Genomic DNA, 16314 nt, shown 5'->3' with positions numbered 1-16314 from the left:
AGGGAGCGGATCGTGAGAAATCGATGGTTGCCCTTCGCCGGCGTGCTTCTCATGCTCGCGTCGGCCGGCTGCGGCGGGCCGGCGGACCAGGAGCCGTCGACCGAGAAGTCCATCTCGGCGGCGGTGGCCGTCGTCAGGTCGTACGAGAAATCGGTCGCCGGCGTGGTCCAGGCGGCCGAGGCGTTCCTCGCCACCCTCGACGCCGACGAGAAGGCGCTCACCCAGCTGGAGCTGTCCGAGGCCAATGCGACCCTGTGGTCGAACCTGCCGTGCGGCTCGTCCTGCCGGCCCGGCATCCGGTTCGGTGACCTGGACATCGAGGAGCAGGCGGCCGCCAGGAGCGTGCTGAAGACGGCGCTCGGGACGCGGTCCGGCAACGGCTACGAGCGGGTCGAGCAGATCATGGCCGCCGACGACCAGCTCGCCCTCCTCCAGGCCAAGGGCGCGATCAGCAGCGCCCGTCCGGCCATGCCGACCGGTGGCCCGCCCAGCGGGATGCCCAGCGGGACGCCCAGTGGTGGCATGCCGGGCGGCGGCCCGCCCGGTGAGATGCCGAGTGGCGGCGCGGACACCACCTACTCCTCCGGCAACTACTTCCTGGCGTTCCTCGGCACGCCCAGCACCACCGGGGCCTGGATGATCAGCTTCGGCGGCCATCACCTCGCGGTGCACATGTCGTACAAGAACGGCGAGGTGGCCGGGGCGTCGCCGTACTTCGTCGGCGTCGAGCCGATCACCTGGACCGACGCCGCGAACATCCGGCACGCGCCGCTGTACGACATGAGGACCGGCCTGGTCACCATGCTCGGCAGCCTCACCGAGACCGAGCGGGGGAAGGCGAAGCTGGCGAAGACGTTCACCGACGTGCTGCTCGGGCCGGGCGAGGACGGCCAGTTCCCGGCGAAGAAGGAGGGCCTGTCCGCCGGGTCGCTCACAGCCGGGCAGAAGAGGCTGGTCCTGGCCGCTGTCGCGCCCTGGGTCGAGGTCGCCGACGACGCCACCGCCGCGGAGCTGATGAAGATCTACGAGTCGCAGATCGACCAGACCTACATCGGCTGGTCCGGCGGCACCTCATTGACCAACCACGCCGACTACGTGCGCATCGACGGGCCGAGCGTCTGGGTGGAGTTCGTCTGCCAGAACGGCGTGGTCGTCCAGGACCAGATCCGCTATCACACGATCTATCGCGACCACACCCGTGACTACGGCGGCGAGTTCACCTTCTGACGCGCGGGCCCCCGGTCACGCCGGGGGCCCGGCGGCCGTCACGGCGCGTGCAGGGTGATCGTCGTCCAGGCGCCGACGTGCACCTGGTCGCCGTCCTTCAGGGTCCGGGTCTGTCCCGGGTCCAGCGGCTGGGCCTCCCCGTTGAGGTAGGTGCCGTTGGTCGAGCCGAGATCGGAGACCAGCCACGTGCCGTCCACCGAGAAGGTGAGCAGCGCGTGGTTGTGCGAGGCCCCGGGATCGGCGGGCGCCTGGGCCAGGTCGATCTCCGGGGTGGTGCCCTTCGAGGAGCTCTGCCGGCCGATCCGCACCTGTGGCGGGGCCAGCCGGACGGTCCGCCCGGGCGCGCCGGACGGGAACTCGACGCCCTCGATGTCGTTGTCGGCGAAGTAGTCAGGGTCGGCGAAGACCGTGGCCGTCCACTCGCCGGCCGGCGCCGCCGGAGTGGGTGTGCTCAACTGCGGGACCCGCCCGGTCGTGTAGTCGTAGCCGCAGTCCTCGCAGAACCGGCCCGGCCCCCGCGGCGCCCGGCACTTGGGGCAGTCCCCGGCCGGTGCGGCCGGCTCGGCGGCGGCCGGGGGAGCGGTCACCACGGCCGCGGGTGCGGCGCCCTCGATCGGGGAGCCGCACGTGTCGCAGAAGTCGTCCTCGGTGGACGCGTGACCGTTCGGGCAGGTGTAGGCGCTCACTGGCCGCGGCCCACCCGGACCGTCTTGGTGGAGCGGGTGTCCAGGGCCATCTCGTCCTCGGCCGCCACCCGGCGCTTGAGCCGGACCGTGCCGGTGACCGCGTCCTCGATCTCCACCACCTTGGACAGCAGCTCCTCGGTGGCGGCGTTGCCGCTGGCCCGGGCGAGCTGGGCGGCCCGGCCGAACTTGATGGTGGCGGTCCGGTCGTCGCCGGCCTTGTGCGCGGTCAGCCCCTCCTGGATCACCTCGGCCAGCTCGGCCTGCCCGGTGTAGTGGGCGACCTGCCTATTGATCTTGGTGGAGAGTGCGGTGTCCTCGGTCCAGGTCGCCTTGACCAGTACGGTCGCGAGCACCGTGTCACCCTCGAGGATCTGCACCCGCCCGGCCATCATGTTGTCGCCGACGTTGCCCGGCGTGACGTCGAAGCAGAGGTGGTAGTCGCGGCTCTCCTGTCCCCAGGAGCCGAGCGGGTAACGGCCCGCCCGCCCGTCCTCGACCCGTTTGCCGGTCAGGTCGGCCACCCGCGGCTCGACCTGCTTCACGAAGCGGATCCTGCTGGTCACCGGGGTGATCACCTTGAGCTGGACGTCGGCGCTGGTCTTGCCCATCGCCGCGGTGATCATCTGCTGGAACGAGGCGGTCAGCTCGGTCGGTTTGGCCACGATGTCGACGGTGCCGAGCATCCGGTCGGCGATCTTGCGGAGCTCGGCGACCTTCCAGTTGGCGCCGACGCCCCGGCAGTCGCAGACGAACTGCTCCTTGATCTGGTCCAGCACCGTCTCCAGATAGCCGGCCCGCTCACCGTTGTCGCCGTCGGTCAGCAGGATGGCGTGCTTGATGTCGCCCGGCCGCTGGGCGAACAGCTGGGCGGCCATCAACAGCCAGGCGCCCATCGCGGTGCCGCCGTTGGCCTGGAGCCGGTCGATCGCCCGGGCCGCGTCGGCCCGGGTCTGCGGCGAGGAGACCGCCAGCTGCCCGGGGTCCGGGAACAGCTGCTGGGCGGTGCTGACGCCGGCGATGATGGCGAAGTTCACGCCGTCGTCGATGCACTCGACGGCCGCCTTCGCGGCCTGGCGGGCCGCGCCGATCCGGCCCTCGGCCTGCATCGACCCGGACGCGTCCACAATGATGATCTCGGTGGCGCCGGCCGTGCGGCGACCGCCCTCGCTGCCGGCCGACGTGATCGTCACGATCGCGTTGACCTCGCTCGCACCCGTGGCGAGGTACTCGTTCTGGAACGCCTCAGCGGTGTACGACACGCGTGTCTCCTCAATCCTCGCTGGTGGTGGACAGTTCCGTCGTCTTCGGTTCGGTCTCGGTCACCGGGTGCACCGGCACCAGGGCGACCGTGATGTTGTCGCCGCCACCGGCCGCGTTCGCGTAGGCGACGAGTGCCCGGGCCGCGTCCAGCGGGCCGGGAGCGGCGGCCAGGGCCTCCCGGATCACGGCGCCGAACTCGGCCGGGTCGGGCAGGTAGTTCCACAGTCCGTCGCTGCACAGGATCAGATGGCCCGGCTCGGTGGCGGTGAACGAGCGCACCCGCGGAGCCACCGGCCCGGCGTCCGCGCCCAGCCACGCCGTGATGGCGTGCGCCTTCGGATCGTTCATGGCGGTCACCGGGTCGGCGCCCAGGGCGATCACGTGGGCGGCCCACGAGTCGTCCTCGGTGAGCTGCTCGGCCGGGCCGTCCGGGCCCAGCCAGTAGATCCGGCTGTCGCCGACCCAGCCGTACCCGACGTGCGGCCCGCGGACCGCGGCGGCCACGATCGTGCAGGCCGGGTTCGCGGCGGCCCGGCGCGGGTCGCCGGTGTGCGCCAGCGAGGCCACCGCGGCGGCGGCCCCGGCGATGGCGTGCGCCACCGCGCCGGCCAGCCCCACCGCGCCCTGCGGACGCTCCAGGTCCACCGTCTCGTCCGGATTGGGCGCCGGCTGCTCGTCCGGGTGGCGGGCGGCGGCCAGCAGCTCACCGGCCGCGCGGACCGCGATGTCCGAGGCGGCGTCCGGGTCGAACGACGCCGACACGCCGTCGGAGACCACCACGTCGGCGGCGTCCGCCCCGACGGCCAGCCACATGGCGTCCTCGTTGCGGTGGTGGCGGCGGCCCCGGTCGCTCACCGCGGCGCCGGTCGCGCCGCCGTCGGCTTCCAGATGGTCGCGGGATCGGCCGGCCTGCATGCCGCACTCCTCGCAGTACCCGTCGTCGTCCACGGCGCCCACCGCCCCGCAGTGCGAGCAGTCCTCCCGGGCCGAGGACGGCTCCGCCGTTTCGGTGAGCCGGCGACCGCACACCTCACAGAAGCTCGCGCCGGCGGTGCGCTCGTCGGCGCACGAGGTGCAGTCGGTGGTCAGCGTCATTTCCGCCCTTTCAAGTACGCGTACGCGGCCGGACCGCGTTCGCCAGGTCGACCAGGCGGATCTTCTCCGCGCCGTGCGTTGCCCGGGCCATCTCCCGGTACGCCGACTCCAGCGCGAACCGTACGTCCCGTTCCGGATCCTTCTCCGCCGGGGTCCCGCCGATCACCGTGGTCAGCACCGTGCCGGTGAGCCGGGTGCCGCCGTCCATGGTGCGCAGCACCTGCTCCAGCAACTCGGCCCGCAGCGACGCCAGCTGGGCGGCCTCCACCTCGAGCCGGGAGATCAGCCCGGCGGCGGTGGCCAGCGAGTCCACATCGACCGTCGCGGTCCGGTGCGAGCGGACCAGCGCCCGGATCGCGCCGATCTGCGAGCTGGGGTACGCCGACGAGGTGCCGGGGACCCGCGCGTACGCCTCCACGGCCCCGGCCCGGTCGCCGTTCGCCAGCCGGCACCGGGCCAGCCCCGCGGCCGCCGCCGTGTACGCCGGATCGGTGCGGCTCACCACGTCGTAGTACCCGCAGGCGGTGGCCGGGTCGCCGGCCAGCTCGGCGGTGACCCCGAGGGCCAGCTGCGGCGCCGGCTCCCCGGGCAGTGCCGACCAGACCGCGTCGAACCGCTGCCGGGCCCGCGCCGGGTCGCCGGTGGACAGCGCCAGGATCCCGTCGTACCAGTCGACCCGCCAGTCCGGCTCCAGCGAGTCGCGGACCATCTCGGCGGCCGCGGTGTCGCCCTGCACGATCAGCTCCCGCAGGGTCCGCAGTCGCACCTCGACGGTGTCCTCCGGGGCGGTCCGCAGCTGGGCGAGCACGGTCTTCGGGTCGGCCGCGGTGATCGAGGCGAGGAAACCGGCGGCCGGGTCGCTCAGGTCGATCAGCGGGACGGGCAGGTCCTGCCAGCGGGCCTTCTCGTCGCGCAGGTCGGTGCGCAGCTCCCCGGTGAAGTAGCGGGACACCGCCGGCCGCGGGGTGCCGTCGGTGGCGAGGACCTGCCGCAGCACCCCCAGCATCTGCTCGGACATCTCGGCCGCGTCGGCGAACCGCTCGCCGGGGTCGGTACGGGTGGCCCGCACCAGCAGCCGGTAGAACGACTCGTGCCGCCGGTACACCTCGAACTCGCCCCGGTCCGGCAGGCTGTCCTTGAAGGTGCCCTGGTAGCCGCGGAAGTCGGTGGTCAGCACCGCGAGGGTGCGGCCGATGGTGTAGAGGTCGGACTGCGGGGACGGCCCGTCGGTGGCCATCTCCGGCGCCTGGTAGCCGGCGGTCCCGTAGATCGCCGCCTCCTCGTCGTCGACGTGCACCACGCCGCCGAGGTCGATCAGCCGCATCTGGTCGCCGGACTGGATCACGTTGTCCGGCTTGAAGTCGCAGAAGATCAGGCCGCGGTCGTGCAGGTACCCGAACGCCGGCATGATCTCCAGCACGTAGGCCAGCGCCTGATCCACCGGCAGCGGGGTCGCCGCCCCGTCGACCCGGCGCTCCTTGAGCAGGTCCTTGAGCGACTTGCCGCCGACGAACTCCATCACGATGTAGCCGGAGCCGTCGAACTCGACGAAGTTGTAGATCTTCACGATGTTCGGGTGCTCGACCTCGGCCAGGAAGCGCCGCTCCGCCACGGCGGCGGCCAGCGCGTCCTCGTCGCCGGAGTTGAGCAGGCCCTTGAGGACCACCCACCGGTCCGACACGTTCTTGTCGACGGCCAGGTAGACCCAGCCCAGGCCGCCGTGCGCGAGCGGGCCGACCACCTCGTACTGGCCGGCGACCAGGTCACCCTTGCTCAGCTTGGGGGTGAAGTTGAACGCCTCGCCGCAGGACGGGCAGAAGCCGGACGGGCGGGCGGTCCGCTCGCCCCGGGCCCGGCCCACCGGGTTGCCGCACTTCGCGCAGAACCGTTTGGACTCCGGCACCTCGGCGACGGTCATCACGGCGGTCGACGGGTCGGCGGTGCGGATCGGCTCGATGGCGACCAGCCCGCCGCCGAACCGGCGGGCCGAGCCGGTCCGGGAGCTGCCGCTGGTCCGGCCGCTTCCCCGGGTACGCGAGGACAGCGCGCTGCTCGCCCGGGCCGACGCGGCGGTCGCCGTCCGGGGCGCGGGCACCGTGACCGGGGCGAGCCCGCAGGTGTCGCAGTAGCCCTCGTCGATCGTCCCGTCGCAGCCGTCCCGGTTGCAGCGGCCCGCCACGACAGCGGGAGCGGGAGAGGGAGCGGGCGTGGTGACGGGCGCGAGCCCGCACGTGTCGCAGTAGCCGTCCTCGATCGTTCCGGGACAGTTGTCCCGCCGGCAGCTGGTCATCGGGCCTCCCTGGCGGCGATGGTGGCGGAGAGCGCGTCCTGGTACGCGTCGACGGCGGCCCGCGCCGTCGTCAGGTCACACGGCGCGGAGAAGAGGGCGTCGCGGGCGGTCTCGGCGAGCGGGCCGAGGCCGGGGTCCTCGCCGAGCCCACGGCTCAGCGCCTTCGCCCGGTACGCGTCGAGCCGCCCGCGCAGCTCGTTGCGCTCGGCCAGCAGGTGGGCGTTGCGGGCCCGCGCGTCCCGCAGGTCGGTCAGCCGCTGCCGGGCCTGCCTGGCCCAGGCCGACAGCCGGGGGCTGATCAGCGCCCAGTGCCCGGCCGCGGCGAGCGCCTCGATCGCGACCAGGTCGGGCAGCAGGCTGTCGCCTTGGACCGTGGCGACCCGGTGCCCGGGGAATCGCCCGGCCACCGCGTCGCGGGCCGCGGCGGCGTCCCGGGACGCCGCGTCCACCTCGGCGGCGAGCCCCCTGGCGTCGCGCAGCCGCTGGGTCAGCGACTCCCGCAGCTCGGTGGCCGAGGTCCGCTCGGCGTCGGCCCGGGCGATCAGGGCACGCACCCGGTCCAGGCCGGCGGTGTTCGTGCCCAGTGGGTCCGAGGCCAGGGTGCCGGTGATGTCACCGAGCAGCCGGTCGGCCTCGTCGAGCAGGCGCTCCGCCTCGGCCGCCAGCGTGCCGGCGCCGGCCTGCCGGGTGAGCGAGCGGGCCCGGGACAGCGCGGCCGCGGCGTCGGCGGCGGCGGGCACGGCCCGGCGCCAGGCGTCACCGGCGGCGGTCACCACGGCGACCGCGGTGGTGAACGCCGCCTCCATGCCGGCGAGCAGTTCGGCCGGGGTGCAGGTGGTGCTGACCTGCCCGGAGCCGAGCAGCCCACGCTGGGCCAGCGGCACCGTGGCGGTGGCCAGGGTGATCGAGTGGCCCAGCACCTCCTGCTGGTAGGCGGCCCGGTCGGCGTCGCTCATCCGCTTCAGCGCGCGGTCGCCGTGCCCGCGCAGCGCCCGGGCCCGGGTGATCACGTCACCGAGCAGCCGGTGGCCCTGCCACAGCTGGGCCAGGGCCTCGCCGGCGTCGGACCAGGCGGCCGCGGTGCGGCCGGTCAGGCGGGTCCGGCCGAGCTCCTGGCGGTCCGGGTTCTGGTCCAGCTCGACCAGGTTGGCGGAGATGGCGGCCACCGCCTTCTCCAGCCGTTCCAGCTCGGTGTCGACGGCGAGCAAGCTTCCCGGGCTCATTGCGCCACCTCCGCTGCGCTCCGGCGTCGCAATGAGTTCAAGACTGAGCTGGATGATTCGCTCGCAAGCTCGCTCATTGCGCCACCTCCGCTGCGCTCCGGCGTCGCAATGAGTTCAAGACTGAGCTGGATGATTCGCTCGCAAGCTCGCTCATCGGTACTCCGCCACGGGTGGCTTCGGCGCCGGGCCGCTGTCGTGCAGCCATTTGTCGTAGAGGGCCTTCCAGGTGCCGTCGGCACGCATCCGCTCCAGGACCGCGTTGACGAACTCGGTCAGGTCGCGGTGGGTCCGGCTGATCGCGATCGCGTACGGCTCCTGGGTGAAGGGGTCGCCGACCACCTTGGCGTACGGGTCCTGGGCGGCCAGGCCGGCCAGGATGGTGTCGTCGGTGGAGATCGCCTCCACCTCGTTCTGCTGGAACGCCACGAGGCACTCGCCGAAGTCGCGGCGGGCCACCGCGTCGGGTCTCGGCTCGATCTTCGCGAGGTTCTCCAGCGAGGTGGAGCCGCTGGCCGCGCACACCGTGCGGCCGCCGAGGTCCTGGATCCGGGTCACCGTCGAGTCCCTGCCGACCAGCACCTTCTGCCCGGCCTCGTAGTAGACGGTGGAGAAGTCGACCCGCTGCCAGCGGGCGCAGTTGGTGGTCATGGTGTTGATGGCCATGTCGACCTGGCCGGTGGCGACCGCGTCCACCCGCCGGGAGCGGGGGATCACCAGGATCCGCACCCTGTCCGGGCTGCCGAAGATGGCCCGGGAGATCTCCCGCGCCATGTCGACGTCGAAGCCCTCGATGGCGCCGCTGAACGGGTCGCGCGAGCTGAACAGCAGGGTGTCCTGGCTGGTGCCGAGGATCAGGTGGCCGCGTGCGCGGATCTCCGCCATCCGGCTGCCGGCCGGGATCTCCAGGCCCCGGGTGGGGCGCCAGCTCTTCCGCGGCTCGCACTCCGGGACCGGTGCCGCCGAGCCGGTGGCGGACGGTGCGGGCGACGGGCCGGGCGCCGGCGGCGGGGGAGCGGGGGTGCAGCCGGCGGCGAGCAGCGTGAGGGCGGCGACGACAGCGAGAGCGCGCATCAGCGGTACTCCTCCAGCCGGGCCCGCAGGCCGATCGTGGCGAGCACGCCGATCACCAGCGCGAGCAGTGGGCCCAGCACGATGAGCGCGCCCAGCCCGGACCCCGCGGCCTCGCTCCGGGAGTCGAAGGCGGCCCGCCGGTCGTCCATGGCCCGGTCGAGGGTGGCGGTGAGCTGGTCGAAGGTCTGCGCCATGCCGTCCGAGGCGGCGAGTTTCACGGCCCCCTCGTAGTCGCCGCCGTCGTCGAGTGAGCGGACCTGCCGGTGCGATGTCAGGAACTCGCCGTGCAGGTCGGCGGCCTCGCGCATCAGCGCCGGCATGTCGTCGAGCTGCGGGTCGTCGAAGGTGACCCGCTCGCTCAGCTGGAGGAACTCCTCCTCGAGCGGCCCGTGCCCGGCCCGCGCCGCGAGGGTGAGCGCCTCGTCGGCCCGCTCCCGCAGCACCAGGATCCGCTTCTCGGCGAGGACCTCCAGCGGTGCCGACCCGTCCCGGTCGGCGGCGGCCAGCTGGCCGCGCTGGTGGCCGAAGACCACGACGCAGCCGACCATCAGGAGCACGGCGACCCCGGAGGCGGCCAGCAGGGGCACGTTGAACACCCGGTTCGTGCTGCGGCTCAGGTAGATCTGTGTCCACACGAGCGCCACCGCGAGCCCGACGAACAGCACCACCAGCAGCATGAGCCACCAGGAGGCGCTGGCGTCGTCGTACCCACTGTCGGCCGCGCGGCGCGCCTCCTGGAAGAGCAGCTGTGCCTGCGGTTGCAGGGTCTCCCGGTTCAGCTGGGAGGCGGTGGACAGGTAGGCGGCGCCGACCGGCTTTCCCTGCCTGTTCAGCGTGCGGGCCGAGGCGATCAGCGCGGTGTAGCGGGTGAGCCCGGTGGCGATCCGCTGGATGGCCTCACCGGCCCGGCCGTCGGCGGGGACGCGGCGGGCGGCCGAGGTGAGCGCGGCGGCGGCCCGCTCCAGGTCGTCCTCGTAACGGCGGGTCAGCCCGGCCGGCTCCAGGCCGCCGGTGATGAAGGCGCGGGCCGCGGTGGTGTCGGCGTCGGCCAGCGAGGAGTAGACGGTCTGCGCCTCGCTCATCAGCGGCTGGGCCCGGTCACGCAGGTCGGCGGTGCCGGTGGCGGCGGCGCTCGCGGTCACGCCGGCGACCAGGCCGGTCAGCGCGGTGAGCGCGAGCAGGGTGACGAGCAGCAGCTGGAGGCGGCCGGGCGAGGTGTGCCGCAACCCGGTGAGGTGCTGCAGCGCGGCCCGTGGCGGCGCCTGAACCATCGTCACGCTGTGAGCCTCTCCCCAGTTGGAACCGCAGGTCCACTGTGCGTCATGGGCGCAACCGCGAGCCGGACCCGGCGCGGTCGGAGGAAAGCAGGACGCCCGGCGGGAGCCGCCGGGCGCCGTGCTCGACCCTCACGTTCAGCTGAGCTCACGTTTGAGCAGCTTGCCGGTCGCCGTCATCGGCAGCGCATCGACGATTTTGACGACGCGCGGGTACTTGTAGGAGGCCATCTGCTCCTTGCCCCACGCGACGAGCTCCTCCTCGGTGACGGTGGCCCCCGGCTTGAGGATCACGAACGCCTTGACCTCCTCGCCGTGGCTCTCGTGCGGCACCCCGATCACCGCGGCCAGCGAGACCGCGTCGTGGGTGATCAGCACCTCCTCGATCTCCCGGGGGTAGACGTTGAAGCCACCCCGGATGATCATGTCCTTGGCCCGGTCGACGATGTAGTAGAAGCCGTCCTTGTCGCGGCGGGCCAGGTCACCGGTACGGAACCAGCCGTTGCGCATTACCTCGGCGGTCGCCTCGGGCCGGCCGATGTAGCCCCGGAAGATGTTGTGCCCGCGGATCGCGATCTCGCCGATCTCGTCCGGGTTCTCGATGGTGTTCCAGTCGCCGTCGATCAGCTTCACCTCGACACCCCAGATCGGGATGCCGATGGACCCGGGGCGCGGGTCGCTGTCCGGGTCGCTGAAGGTGGCCACCGGGGAGGTCTCGGACAGCCCGTACCCCTCGAGGATGGTCACCCCGAAGCGTTCCTTGACCGCCTTGATGATCTCCACGGGCAGGCTGGAGCCGCCGGAGACGGCGACCCGCATGTTGCGGGCGATCCGCTCGACGTCGACGCCCTCGGTCTGGTCCAGGGCGTTGAGCAGGCCCCAGTACATGGTCGGGACGCCGGCGAAGAACGTCACGTTCTCCGACTGGAGCAGCTGGACGGCGGCCGTCGCCTCGAAGCGGGGCAGCAGCACCAGGGTCGACGCCGTGGCGAAGCCGGCGTTCATGTTGACCGTCGAGCCGAACGAGTGGAACAGCGGCAGGACCAGCAGGTGGGTGTCGGTGCCCGGCTGGGTGCCGAAGAGCCGGTTGCAGGTCAGCGCGTTGAGCACCAGGTTCGAGTGGGACAGCTCGGCGCCCTTGGCCTGGCCGGTGGTGCCGCTCGTGTAGAGGATCACCGCGGCGTCGGTCTCGTCGCGCAGCACCGTCTCGAAGACCGGCGACTGCCCGGCCAGCGCCGCGCCCATCGTCTCGGCGCCCTCGATCGGCGACGCGGCCGCCGGGTCGGCGGTGATCAGGAAGAACTGCTCGCAGTCCGCGGCCTCGGTGAAGCCCGCGAAGCCCTCGGCGCCCATCGGCAGCTCCGGGGTGCCCTGGAAGCAGAAGTACGCCCTGGCGCCCGAGTCACGCAGGTGGTACGCGATCTCCCGGCCCTTGAGCAGCACGTTCAGCGGCACCACGACCGCGCCGGCCTTGAGGATGCCGTAGTAGACGATCGGGAAGTACGGCAGGTTGGGGCAGGTCAGCGCCACCTTGTCGCCGGGCTGCACGCCCCGTGCGGCAAGCATGTTCGCCACCTGGTTCGCCGCGGCGTCCACCTGGGCGTAGGTCAGCCGCTGCGGGCCGAGCACCACAGCCGTGCGCTCCGGGTAGTGGCGAGCGCTGTCCTCCAGCAGTACGGAGAGGTTGAGCATGCGGTGGAACCCTTCTTACCGGTGAGTTGTGACGGCCGCCTCATCCCAGCACGACCGCCCCCACCCGTGGAAGTCACCGTTTCGACTTTGTTTCGTGGTGCGATTCATCAAGTCCGGCCGCCGGGTGCCGATGGCTCTGGCGTGGGAATCCCGGTGTTGGACGCGGTACACGTGGGCCGTCAGCCGATCTTTGACGCGGCCGGCGCGGTGGTGGCGTATGAGCTGCTCTTCCGTGGCCGTCTGGATGCCGTCGAGTCGGGGCGGCAGGATACGTACGCCACCAGTGCCGTCATGGTGAACACGTTCACCGAGTTCGGCATCGCCGAGGTGGTCGGCAACCGACCATGCTTCATCAACCTCACCCGCGAGTTCGTGACCGGGCGGCTGCCGTTGCCGTTCGATCCCGACCAGGTGGTGCTCGAGGTGCTGGAGACGGTCGACGTCGACGACGAGGTGATCGCCGGGCTGACCGCCCTCACCGAGGCCGGTTACCGGATCGCCCTCGACGACTTCGTCTGGGGCTCCGGCCACGAGCGGCTGCTCGGCCTGGCCTCGTACGTCAAACTCGATCTTCTCGACGGCGACCTGAGCCGTCTCGACGAGATCGTGGCGGCCTGCCGCGAGTATCCGGGGATCCAGCTCGTCGCCGAGCGGCTGGAGACCGAGGCCCAGGTGGCGCTCGCCGACCATTACGGCATGGAGCTCCGCCAGGGGTACGCGCTGAGCCGTCCCCAGGTGCTCAGCACGCCCAGCCTCTCCCCGTCCCGGCTGCGCCGGCTGGAGCTGGTCGCCGCCCTCATGTCACCGGACGTGCCGCTCGACAAGATCACCACGATCATCGCGAGCGACCCGGCGCTGGCGCTGCGCGTGCTGCGGGTCAGCAACTCGGTCGCCGCCGGGGTGGTCAGCCGGATCTCCTCGGTCCGTCAGGCGATCATGATGGTCGGCCTCAACCGGATCCGCCGCTGGGCCACCCTCATGGTGGTCGACGACGTGGGCGAGGCCCCCGAGGAGCAGCTGCTCACCGCCCTGGCCCAGGCCCGCCTCTGTGAGAGCCTGGCCCCGCGCTTCGGCGCCGACCCGGGCGCCGCCTTCGTGGCCGGGCTGGTCACCGGCATGGCAGGCGTGATGGCGACGACCCCGGCCGCGATGGCCGAGCAGTTGCCGCTGAGCGCGGAGGTGGCCGACGCGGTCATCCACGGCGCCGGCCGGCTGGGCAAGGTGCTGAGCACGGTGCGGGCGTACGAGGACGGCGAGTGGGGCACCGGCGACCTGGCCGGGCTCTCCCTCGACGCGATGCGCTGGTCGACCCTCACCCTCACGGCGGCCAACGCCTACGCCCCCGGCAAGACCGGTAACTGAACCGGTCAGGACCGGGGCTCCGCCTCCACCTCGACCTCCACGCCGTCGGCGTCGGTGACCTCGATGATCTCCCACTCGTGCTCGACGGCCGGGTGGCGGTTCGTCCACCAGACGCCGAAGGCGGTCAGGCCCAGGTTGAACACCGCCGGGCCGATGACGAAGAGGTCGCGCAGCGGGCTGTCGAACAGGTCGTAACGGTTGTCCAGCAGGCAGACGAAGACCGACCAGGGCAGGCCGAAGACGGTCAGCAGGAGACCGACCAGCCCGGCGGCCAGATCGGGCTCGGGGCTGGCGGCGGCCGCCTCGCTGGCCGGGCCGAGCCAGAGGTAGGTCAGCGGGATCAGAGTGCCGCCCTGGATGGCGACCAGCGTCCAGCGGCGCTTGAGGCTCGCCGACCCGGGAACGGTCTCGTTCCGCGCACTGCCCTGCATCGTCGCAACCCCCTGGCTGAGTGTGGTCGCGTCAGCCTAGAAACGTTCAGGCCCGCAGAGAACCCCCCAGGGCAAGGTCCGGCGCGAAGCCCGAACGGTCAAGATCATGAAATATCATGCCGGGCGGTTCATTACCGGGCGTCATTCGCCGATCGCCACGGTGATGGTGCCGAGAAGTCCGGCCTTGAGATCGAACCGGTCCCTCGGCACCACGTGCAGCACCCCGCCGGTGTCCGGGCTCGGATCCTCGGCCCGCGCGGCCACCTGACCGTCGATCTGGCCGGCGATCTGCTCGGGGACGAAGAGCGGGCCGGCGTACGTCACCGACCGTCCCCCGGCCAGGTAGCCGCCCACATGGACCTCGGCGTGGATGGCCACCGGCGCGCCCGCCTCGCGGCCCGGATGGACGGTACGGAACTCCGCGTACCCCTCGGCGCCGGTCACCTGGGCCCCGCGCACCTCGCCGTCGCCGGTCGCCTCGCGGTGCCGGATCTCCAGGACCGCGCCGCCGACCGATGTCCCGGTGTGCGCGTCGAGGACCCGCACCCGCAGCATGAGCGGCACCCCGGGCCGGTCGCCGGCGACGTCCCGGCGGACCAGTTCGAGCGGCAGCGGCTCGGTGCTGCCGGGTTCGGCGCGGATCAGGCGGGCGTGCTGGGGAACGCGCTGCGCCGGCCGGGGAAGGGGCCGGTCGGCGGTCGTCCTGTCGAGGGAGGCACACCGGTTGATGACAGGTGTGCCTCCCGTCTCCTCGTTCCGCAACTGCCCACCCCCGCCGTTGTCACGTCAGAGATGATCTTCGCAAGGTAGCTGCGTCTTCGTGTGCTTTTGCGTTATTTGTCCGCTGGGAAAAGACCTGGTCAGCGGCCCAGCCGCCGGTAGAGGCGCACCGACAGCGGCCCGAAGACCGCGATCAGCGCGACCGGCCAGGCCACCGCGAGCAGCAGCGAGTGGTCGGCCGCCCAGGTCTCGCCACCCAGGCCCGGGTTGCCGTTCAGCTCACGGATCGCGGCCGTGGTCGCCGAGATCGGGTTCCACTCGGACACCGCGCCCAGCCAGCCCGGCATCATCTCCGGCGCCACGAACACGTTCGACACCGCGCTCAGCGGGAAGGCCAGCGGGAACACGATCATCGACACCGTGTCCGGGTTCGGCGCGACCAGCCCGAGCGCCACCCCGGCGCAGCTCAGCGCCAGCCGCAGTAGCAGGAGCAGCCCGATCGACGCCAGCAGCGGCCCGGTCCCGTGGTGCCAGCGCCAGCCGACCAGCAGCCCGCACACCAGCAGCACCGTCGTCTCCAGCAGCGCCCGGGCCAGGTCGGCCAGCACCCGGCCGGTGATCAGCGCGGACCGGGCCATCGGCATCGACCGGAACCGGTCCAGCACACCCCGGCCGGTGTCCACGGCGATCGCGGTGGCCGTCGCCCCGATCCCGTAGAGCATCGTCATCACGAACACGCCCGGGATCAGGAACTCGCGGTACCCGCCGCCGCCCGGCACCGACATCCCGCTGCCGAAGACGTACCCGAAGACCAGCACGAACATGATCGGCAGGCTGAAGTAGATGACGATCTCCTCGGGCGCCCGCACCACGTGCCGCAGGTACCGTCCGGTCATCACCCAGCCGTCCACCAGCGCCCCGTTCCGCTCGGTCCGCACGCTCATCGCCGTGCCTCCGTCCGGGTCAGGTTGAGGAAGACCTCGTCCAGCGTGGGCCGGTGGACGCCCAGGTCGGCGACCGTGATCCCGGCGTCCTGCAGGGCCCGGGCCGCCGCCGTCAGACCGCCCACCCGGTCGGTCACCGGCACCCGCAGCCGCCGCTGCTCGGGGTCCGCGTCCGGGGTGGCTCCCACCGCCACGGCCACCGCGGCGGCCGCCTCGGCGAGCCGGTCCGCGTCCCGGACCACCACCTCGAGCCGGTCCGCGCCGATCGCCGCCTTCAGTTCGTCCGGGCTGCCCTCGGCCACCACCCGCCCGGCGTCCACCACCGCGATCCGGGCGGCCAGCTGATCGGCCTCGTCCAGATACTGCGTGGTGAGCAGCACCGTGGTGCCGTCGGCGACCAGGCCGCGCACCGCCTCCCACACCTGGTTGCGGCTGCGCGGGTCGAGTCCGGTGGTCGGCTCGTCCAGGAACAGCACCCGCGGCCGCCGGATCATGCTGGTCGCCAGGTCGAGCCGCCGCCGCATGCCGCCCGAGTAGTCCCTCGCCGACCGGCCCGCCGCCTCGGTCAGCCCGAACCGCTCCAGCAGCTCGTCGGCCCGGCGGCGCGCGGCCGGGCCGCTCAGCCGGTGCAGCCGCCCGAACAGCACCAGGTTCTGCCGCCCGCTGAGCAGCTCGTCGACGGCCGCGTACTGGCCGGTCAGCGCGATCCGCTCACGGACCGTCCCGGGCTCCCGGGCGACGTCGGCGCCGGCCACCTCCGCCCGGCCGGCATCGAACCGCAACAGCGTGGTGAGCGCCCGCACCGCCGTGGTCTTGCCCGCCCCGTTCGGGCCGAGCAGCCCGTACACCGTCCCGGCGGGCACCCGGAGATCGAATCCGTCGAGCGCGGTGGCCCCGTGCCCGCCCCGATACCGTTTCCGCAGCCTCTCGGCCACGACCGCGAATGTCGTCTGCATGCGCCCAGGCTGGATCGCCGCGCTGACCGGCCGCGCACCGTCCGCTGACGGCCCACCCGGCTGGCTGTCAGGGCTGTCTCAGG

General features: G+C 72.6%; 14 protein-coding genes. 2 read left to right on the top strand and 12 right to left on the bottom strand.

Translation table 11 applies throughout. The annotated features are described in order from the left end of the window. Nucleotides 1-12 precede the first annotated feature (12 nt). Complete coding sequence (locus KZ829_RS17190) at nucleotides 13-1227, top strand: DUF3500 domain-containing protein (RefSeq protein ID WP_308285528.1); 1215 nt, start codon at nucleotides 13-15, stop codon at nucleotides 1225-1227. A gap of 38 nt (nucleotides 1228-1265) precedes the next feature. Here the strand turns inward: KZ829_RS17190 and KZ829_RS44540 are convergent, their stop codons facing one another. From KZ829_RS44540 to KZ829_RS17150, 8 genes are all read right to left on the bottom strand, one after another. Next, nucleotides 1266-1913 (bottom strand): FHA domain-containing protein, encoded by a 648-nt coding sequence (locus KZ829_RS44540; RefSeq protein WP_220144911.1) that lies wholly within the window; start codon nucleotides 1911-1913, stop codon nucleotides 1266-1268. Beyond that, a complete protein-coding gene (locus tag KZ829_RS44535) occupies nucleotides 1910-3172 on the bottom strand; it encodes a vWA domain-containing protein (protein ID WP_220144910.1) in 1263 nt (420 codons plus the stop codon). Before KZ829_RS44535 ends, KZ829_RS44540 begins: the two co-directional genes overlap by 4 nt. A gap of 10 nt (nucleotides 3173-3182) precedes the next feature. Then, nucleotides 3183-4268 (bottom strand): PP2C family protein-serine/threonine phosphatase, encoded by a 1086-nt coding sequence (locus KZ829_RS17175; protein WP_220144909.1) that lies wholly within the window; start codon nucleotides 4266-4268, stop codon nucleotides 3183-3185. A 10-nt stretch (nucleotides 4269-4278) separates the two neighbouring features. Beyond that, nucleotides 4279-6558: a serine/threonine-protein kinase gene (locus KZ829_RS17170; RefSeq protein WP_220144908.1), complete on the bottom strand. Its 2280-nt coding sequence runs from the start codon at nucleotides 6556-6558 to the stop codon at nucleotides 4279-4281. Next, the gene (locus KZ829_RS17165; RefSeq protein ID WP_220144907.1) at nucleotides 6555-7781 is read right to left on the bottom strand and encodes a hypothetical protein; all 1227 of its coding nucleotides are present in this window, start codon (nucleotides 7779-7781) and stop codon (nucleotides 6555-6557) included. The genes KZ829_RS17170 and KZ829_RS17165 overlap by 4 nt, the downstream gene beginning before the upstream one ends. A gap of 150 nt (nucleotides 7782-7931) precedes the next feature. Then, nucleotides 7932-8852, bottom strand: a complete 921-nt coding sequence (locus KZ829_RS17160) for a glutamate ABC transporter substrate-binding protein (RefSeq protein ID WP_220144906.1) — start codon at nucleotides 8850-8852, stop codon at nucleotides 7932-7934. Beyond that, complete coding sequence (locus KZ829_RS17155) at nucleotides 8852-10123, bottom strand: GlnX family signal transduction membrane protein (RefSeq protein ID WP_246635804.1); 1272 nt, start codon at nucleotides 10121-10123, stop codon at nucleotides 8852-8854. The genes KZ829_RS17160 and KZ829_RS17155 overlap by 1 nt, the downstream gene beginning before the upstream one ends. A 141-nt stretch (nucleotides 10124-10264) precedes the next feature. Then, a complete protein-coding gene (locus tag KZ829_RS17150; protein ID WP_220144905.1) occupies nucleotides 10265-11818 on the bottom strand; it encodes a long-chain-fatty-acid--CoA ligase in 1554 nt (517 codons plus the stop codon). Between the two features lie 153 nt (nucleotides 11819-11971). Here KZ829_RS17150 and KZ829_RS17145 point away from each other — a divergent pair, with 153 nt between their 5' ends. Further along, nucleotides 11972-13180 (top strand): EAL and HDOD domain-containing protein, encoded by a 1209-nt coding sequence (locus KZ829_RS17145; protein ID WP_308285527.1) that lies wholly within the window; start codon nucleotides 11972-11974, stop codon nucleotides 13178-13180. A gap of 5 nt (nucleotides 13181-13185) precedes the next feature. On the opposite strand, the gene KZ829_RS17140 is transcribed toward KZ829_RS17145, so the two are convergent. The 4 genes from KZ829_RS17140 to KZ829_RS17125 form a co-directional block, all read right to left on the bottom strand. Beyond that, nucleotides 13186-13611, bottom strand: a complete 426-nt coding sequence (locus KZ829_RS17140; protein WP_220144903.1) for a hypothetical protein — start codon at nucleotides 13609-13611, stop codon at nucleotides 13186-13188. 141 nt (nucleotides 13612-13752) lie between these two features. After that, entirely contained in the window at nucleotides 13753-14373 is a 621-nt protein-coding gene (locus KZ829_RS17135) for a peptidase associated/transthyretin-like domain-containing protein (RefSeq protein WP_220144902.1), read from the bottom strand. A gap of 98 nt (nucleotides 14374-14471) precedes the next feature. Further along, a complete protein-coding gene (locus tag KZ829_RS17130) occupies nucleotides 14472-15275 on the bottom strand; it encodes an ABC transporter permease (RefSeq protein WP_246635752.1) in 804 nt (267 codons plus the stop codon). Then, nucleotides 15272-16231, bottom strand: a complete 960-nt coding sequence (locus KZ829_RS17125; RefSeq protein ID WP_220144901.1) for an ATP-binding cassette domain-containing protein — start codon at nucleotides 16229-16231, stop codon at nucleotides 15272-15274. The genes KZ829_RS17130 and KZ829_RS17125 overlap by 4 nt, the downstream gene beginning before the upstream one ends. Between the last annotated feature and the right edge of the window lie 83 nt (nucleotides 16232-16314).

The sequence above is a fragment of the Actinoplanes hulinensis genome (genome assembly GCF_019429605.1).
GTDB classification, from domain to species: Bacteria; Actinomycetota; Actinomycetes; order Mycobacteriales; family Micromonosporaceae; genus Actinoplanes; species Actinoplanes campanulatus.
This window is presented reverse-complemented; position numbering and strand designations above follow the sequence as displayed.

Bases quoted from the DNA above. Each gene is read 5' to 3' on its own strand.
- KZ829_RS17175 (WP_220144909.1), bottom strand. From the start codon at position 4,268: ATGACGCTGACCACCGACTGCACCTCGTGCGCCGACGAGCGCACCGCC.
- KZ829_RS17170 (WP_220144908.1), bottom strand. From the start codon at position 6,558: ATGACCAGCTGCCGGCGGGACAACTGTCCCGGAACGATCGAGGACGGC.
- KZ829_RS17165 (WP_220144907.1), bottom strand. From the start codon at position 7,781: ATGAGCCCGGGAAGCTTGCTCGCCGTCGACACCGAGCTGGAACGGCTG.
- KZ829_RS17160 (WP_220144906.1), bottom strand. From the start codon at position 8,852: ATGCGCGCTCTCGCTGTCGTCGCCGCCCTCACGCTGCTCGCCGCCGGC.
- KZ829_RS17155 (WP_246635804.1), bottom strand. From the start codon at position 10,123: ATGGTTCAGGCGCCGCCACGGGCCGCGCTGCAGCACCTCACCGGGTTG.
- KZ829_RS17150 (WP_220144905.1), bottom strand. From the start codon at position 11,818: ATGCTCAACCTCTCCGTACTGCTGGAGGACAGCGCTCGCCACTACCCG.
- KZ829_RS17140 (WP_220144903.1), bottom strand. From the start codon at position 13,611: ATGCAGGGCAGTGCGCGGAACGAGACCGTTCCCGGGTCGGCGAGCCTC.
- KZ829_RS17130 (WP_246635752.1), bottom strand. From the start codon at position 15,275: ATGAGCGTGCGGACCGAGCGGAACGGGGCGCTGGTGGACGGCTGGGTG.
- KZ829_RS17125 (WP_220144901.1), bottom strand. From the start codon at position 16,231: ATGCAGACGACATTCGCGGTCGTGGCCGAGAGGCTGCGGAAACGGTAT.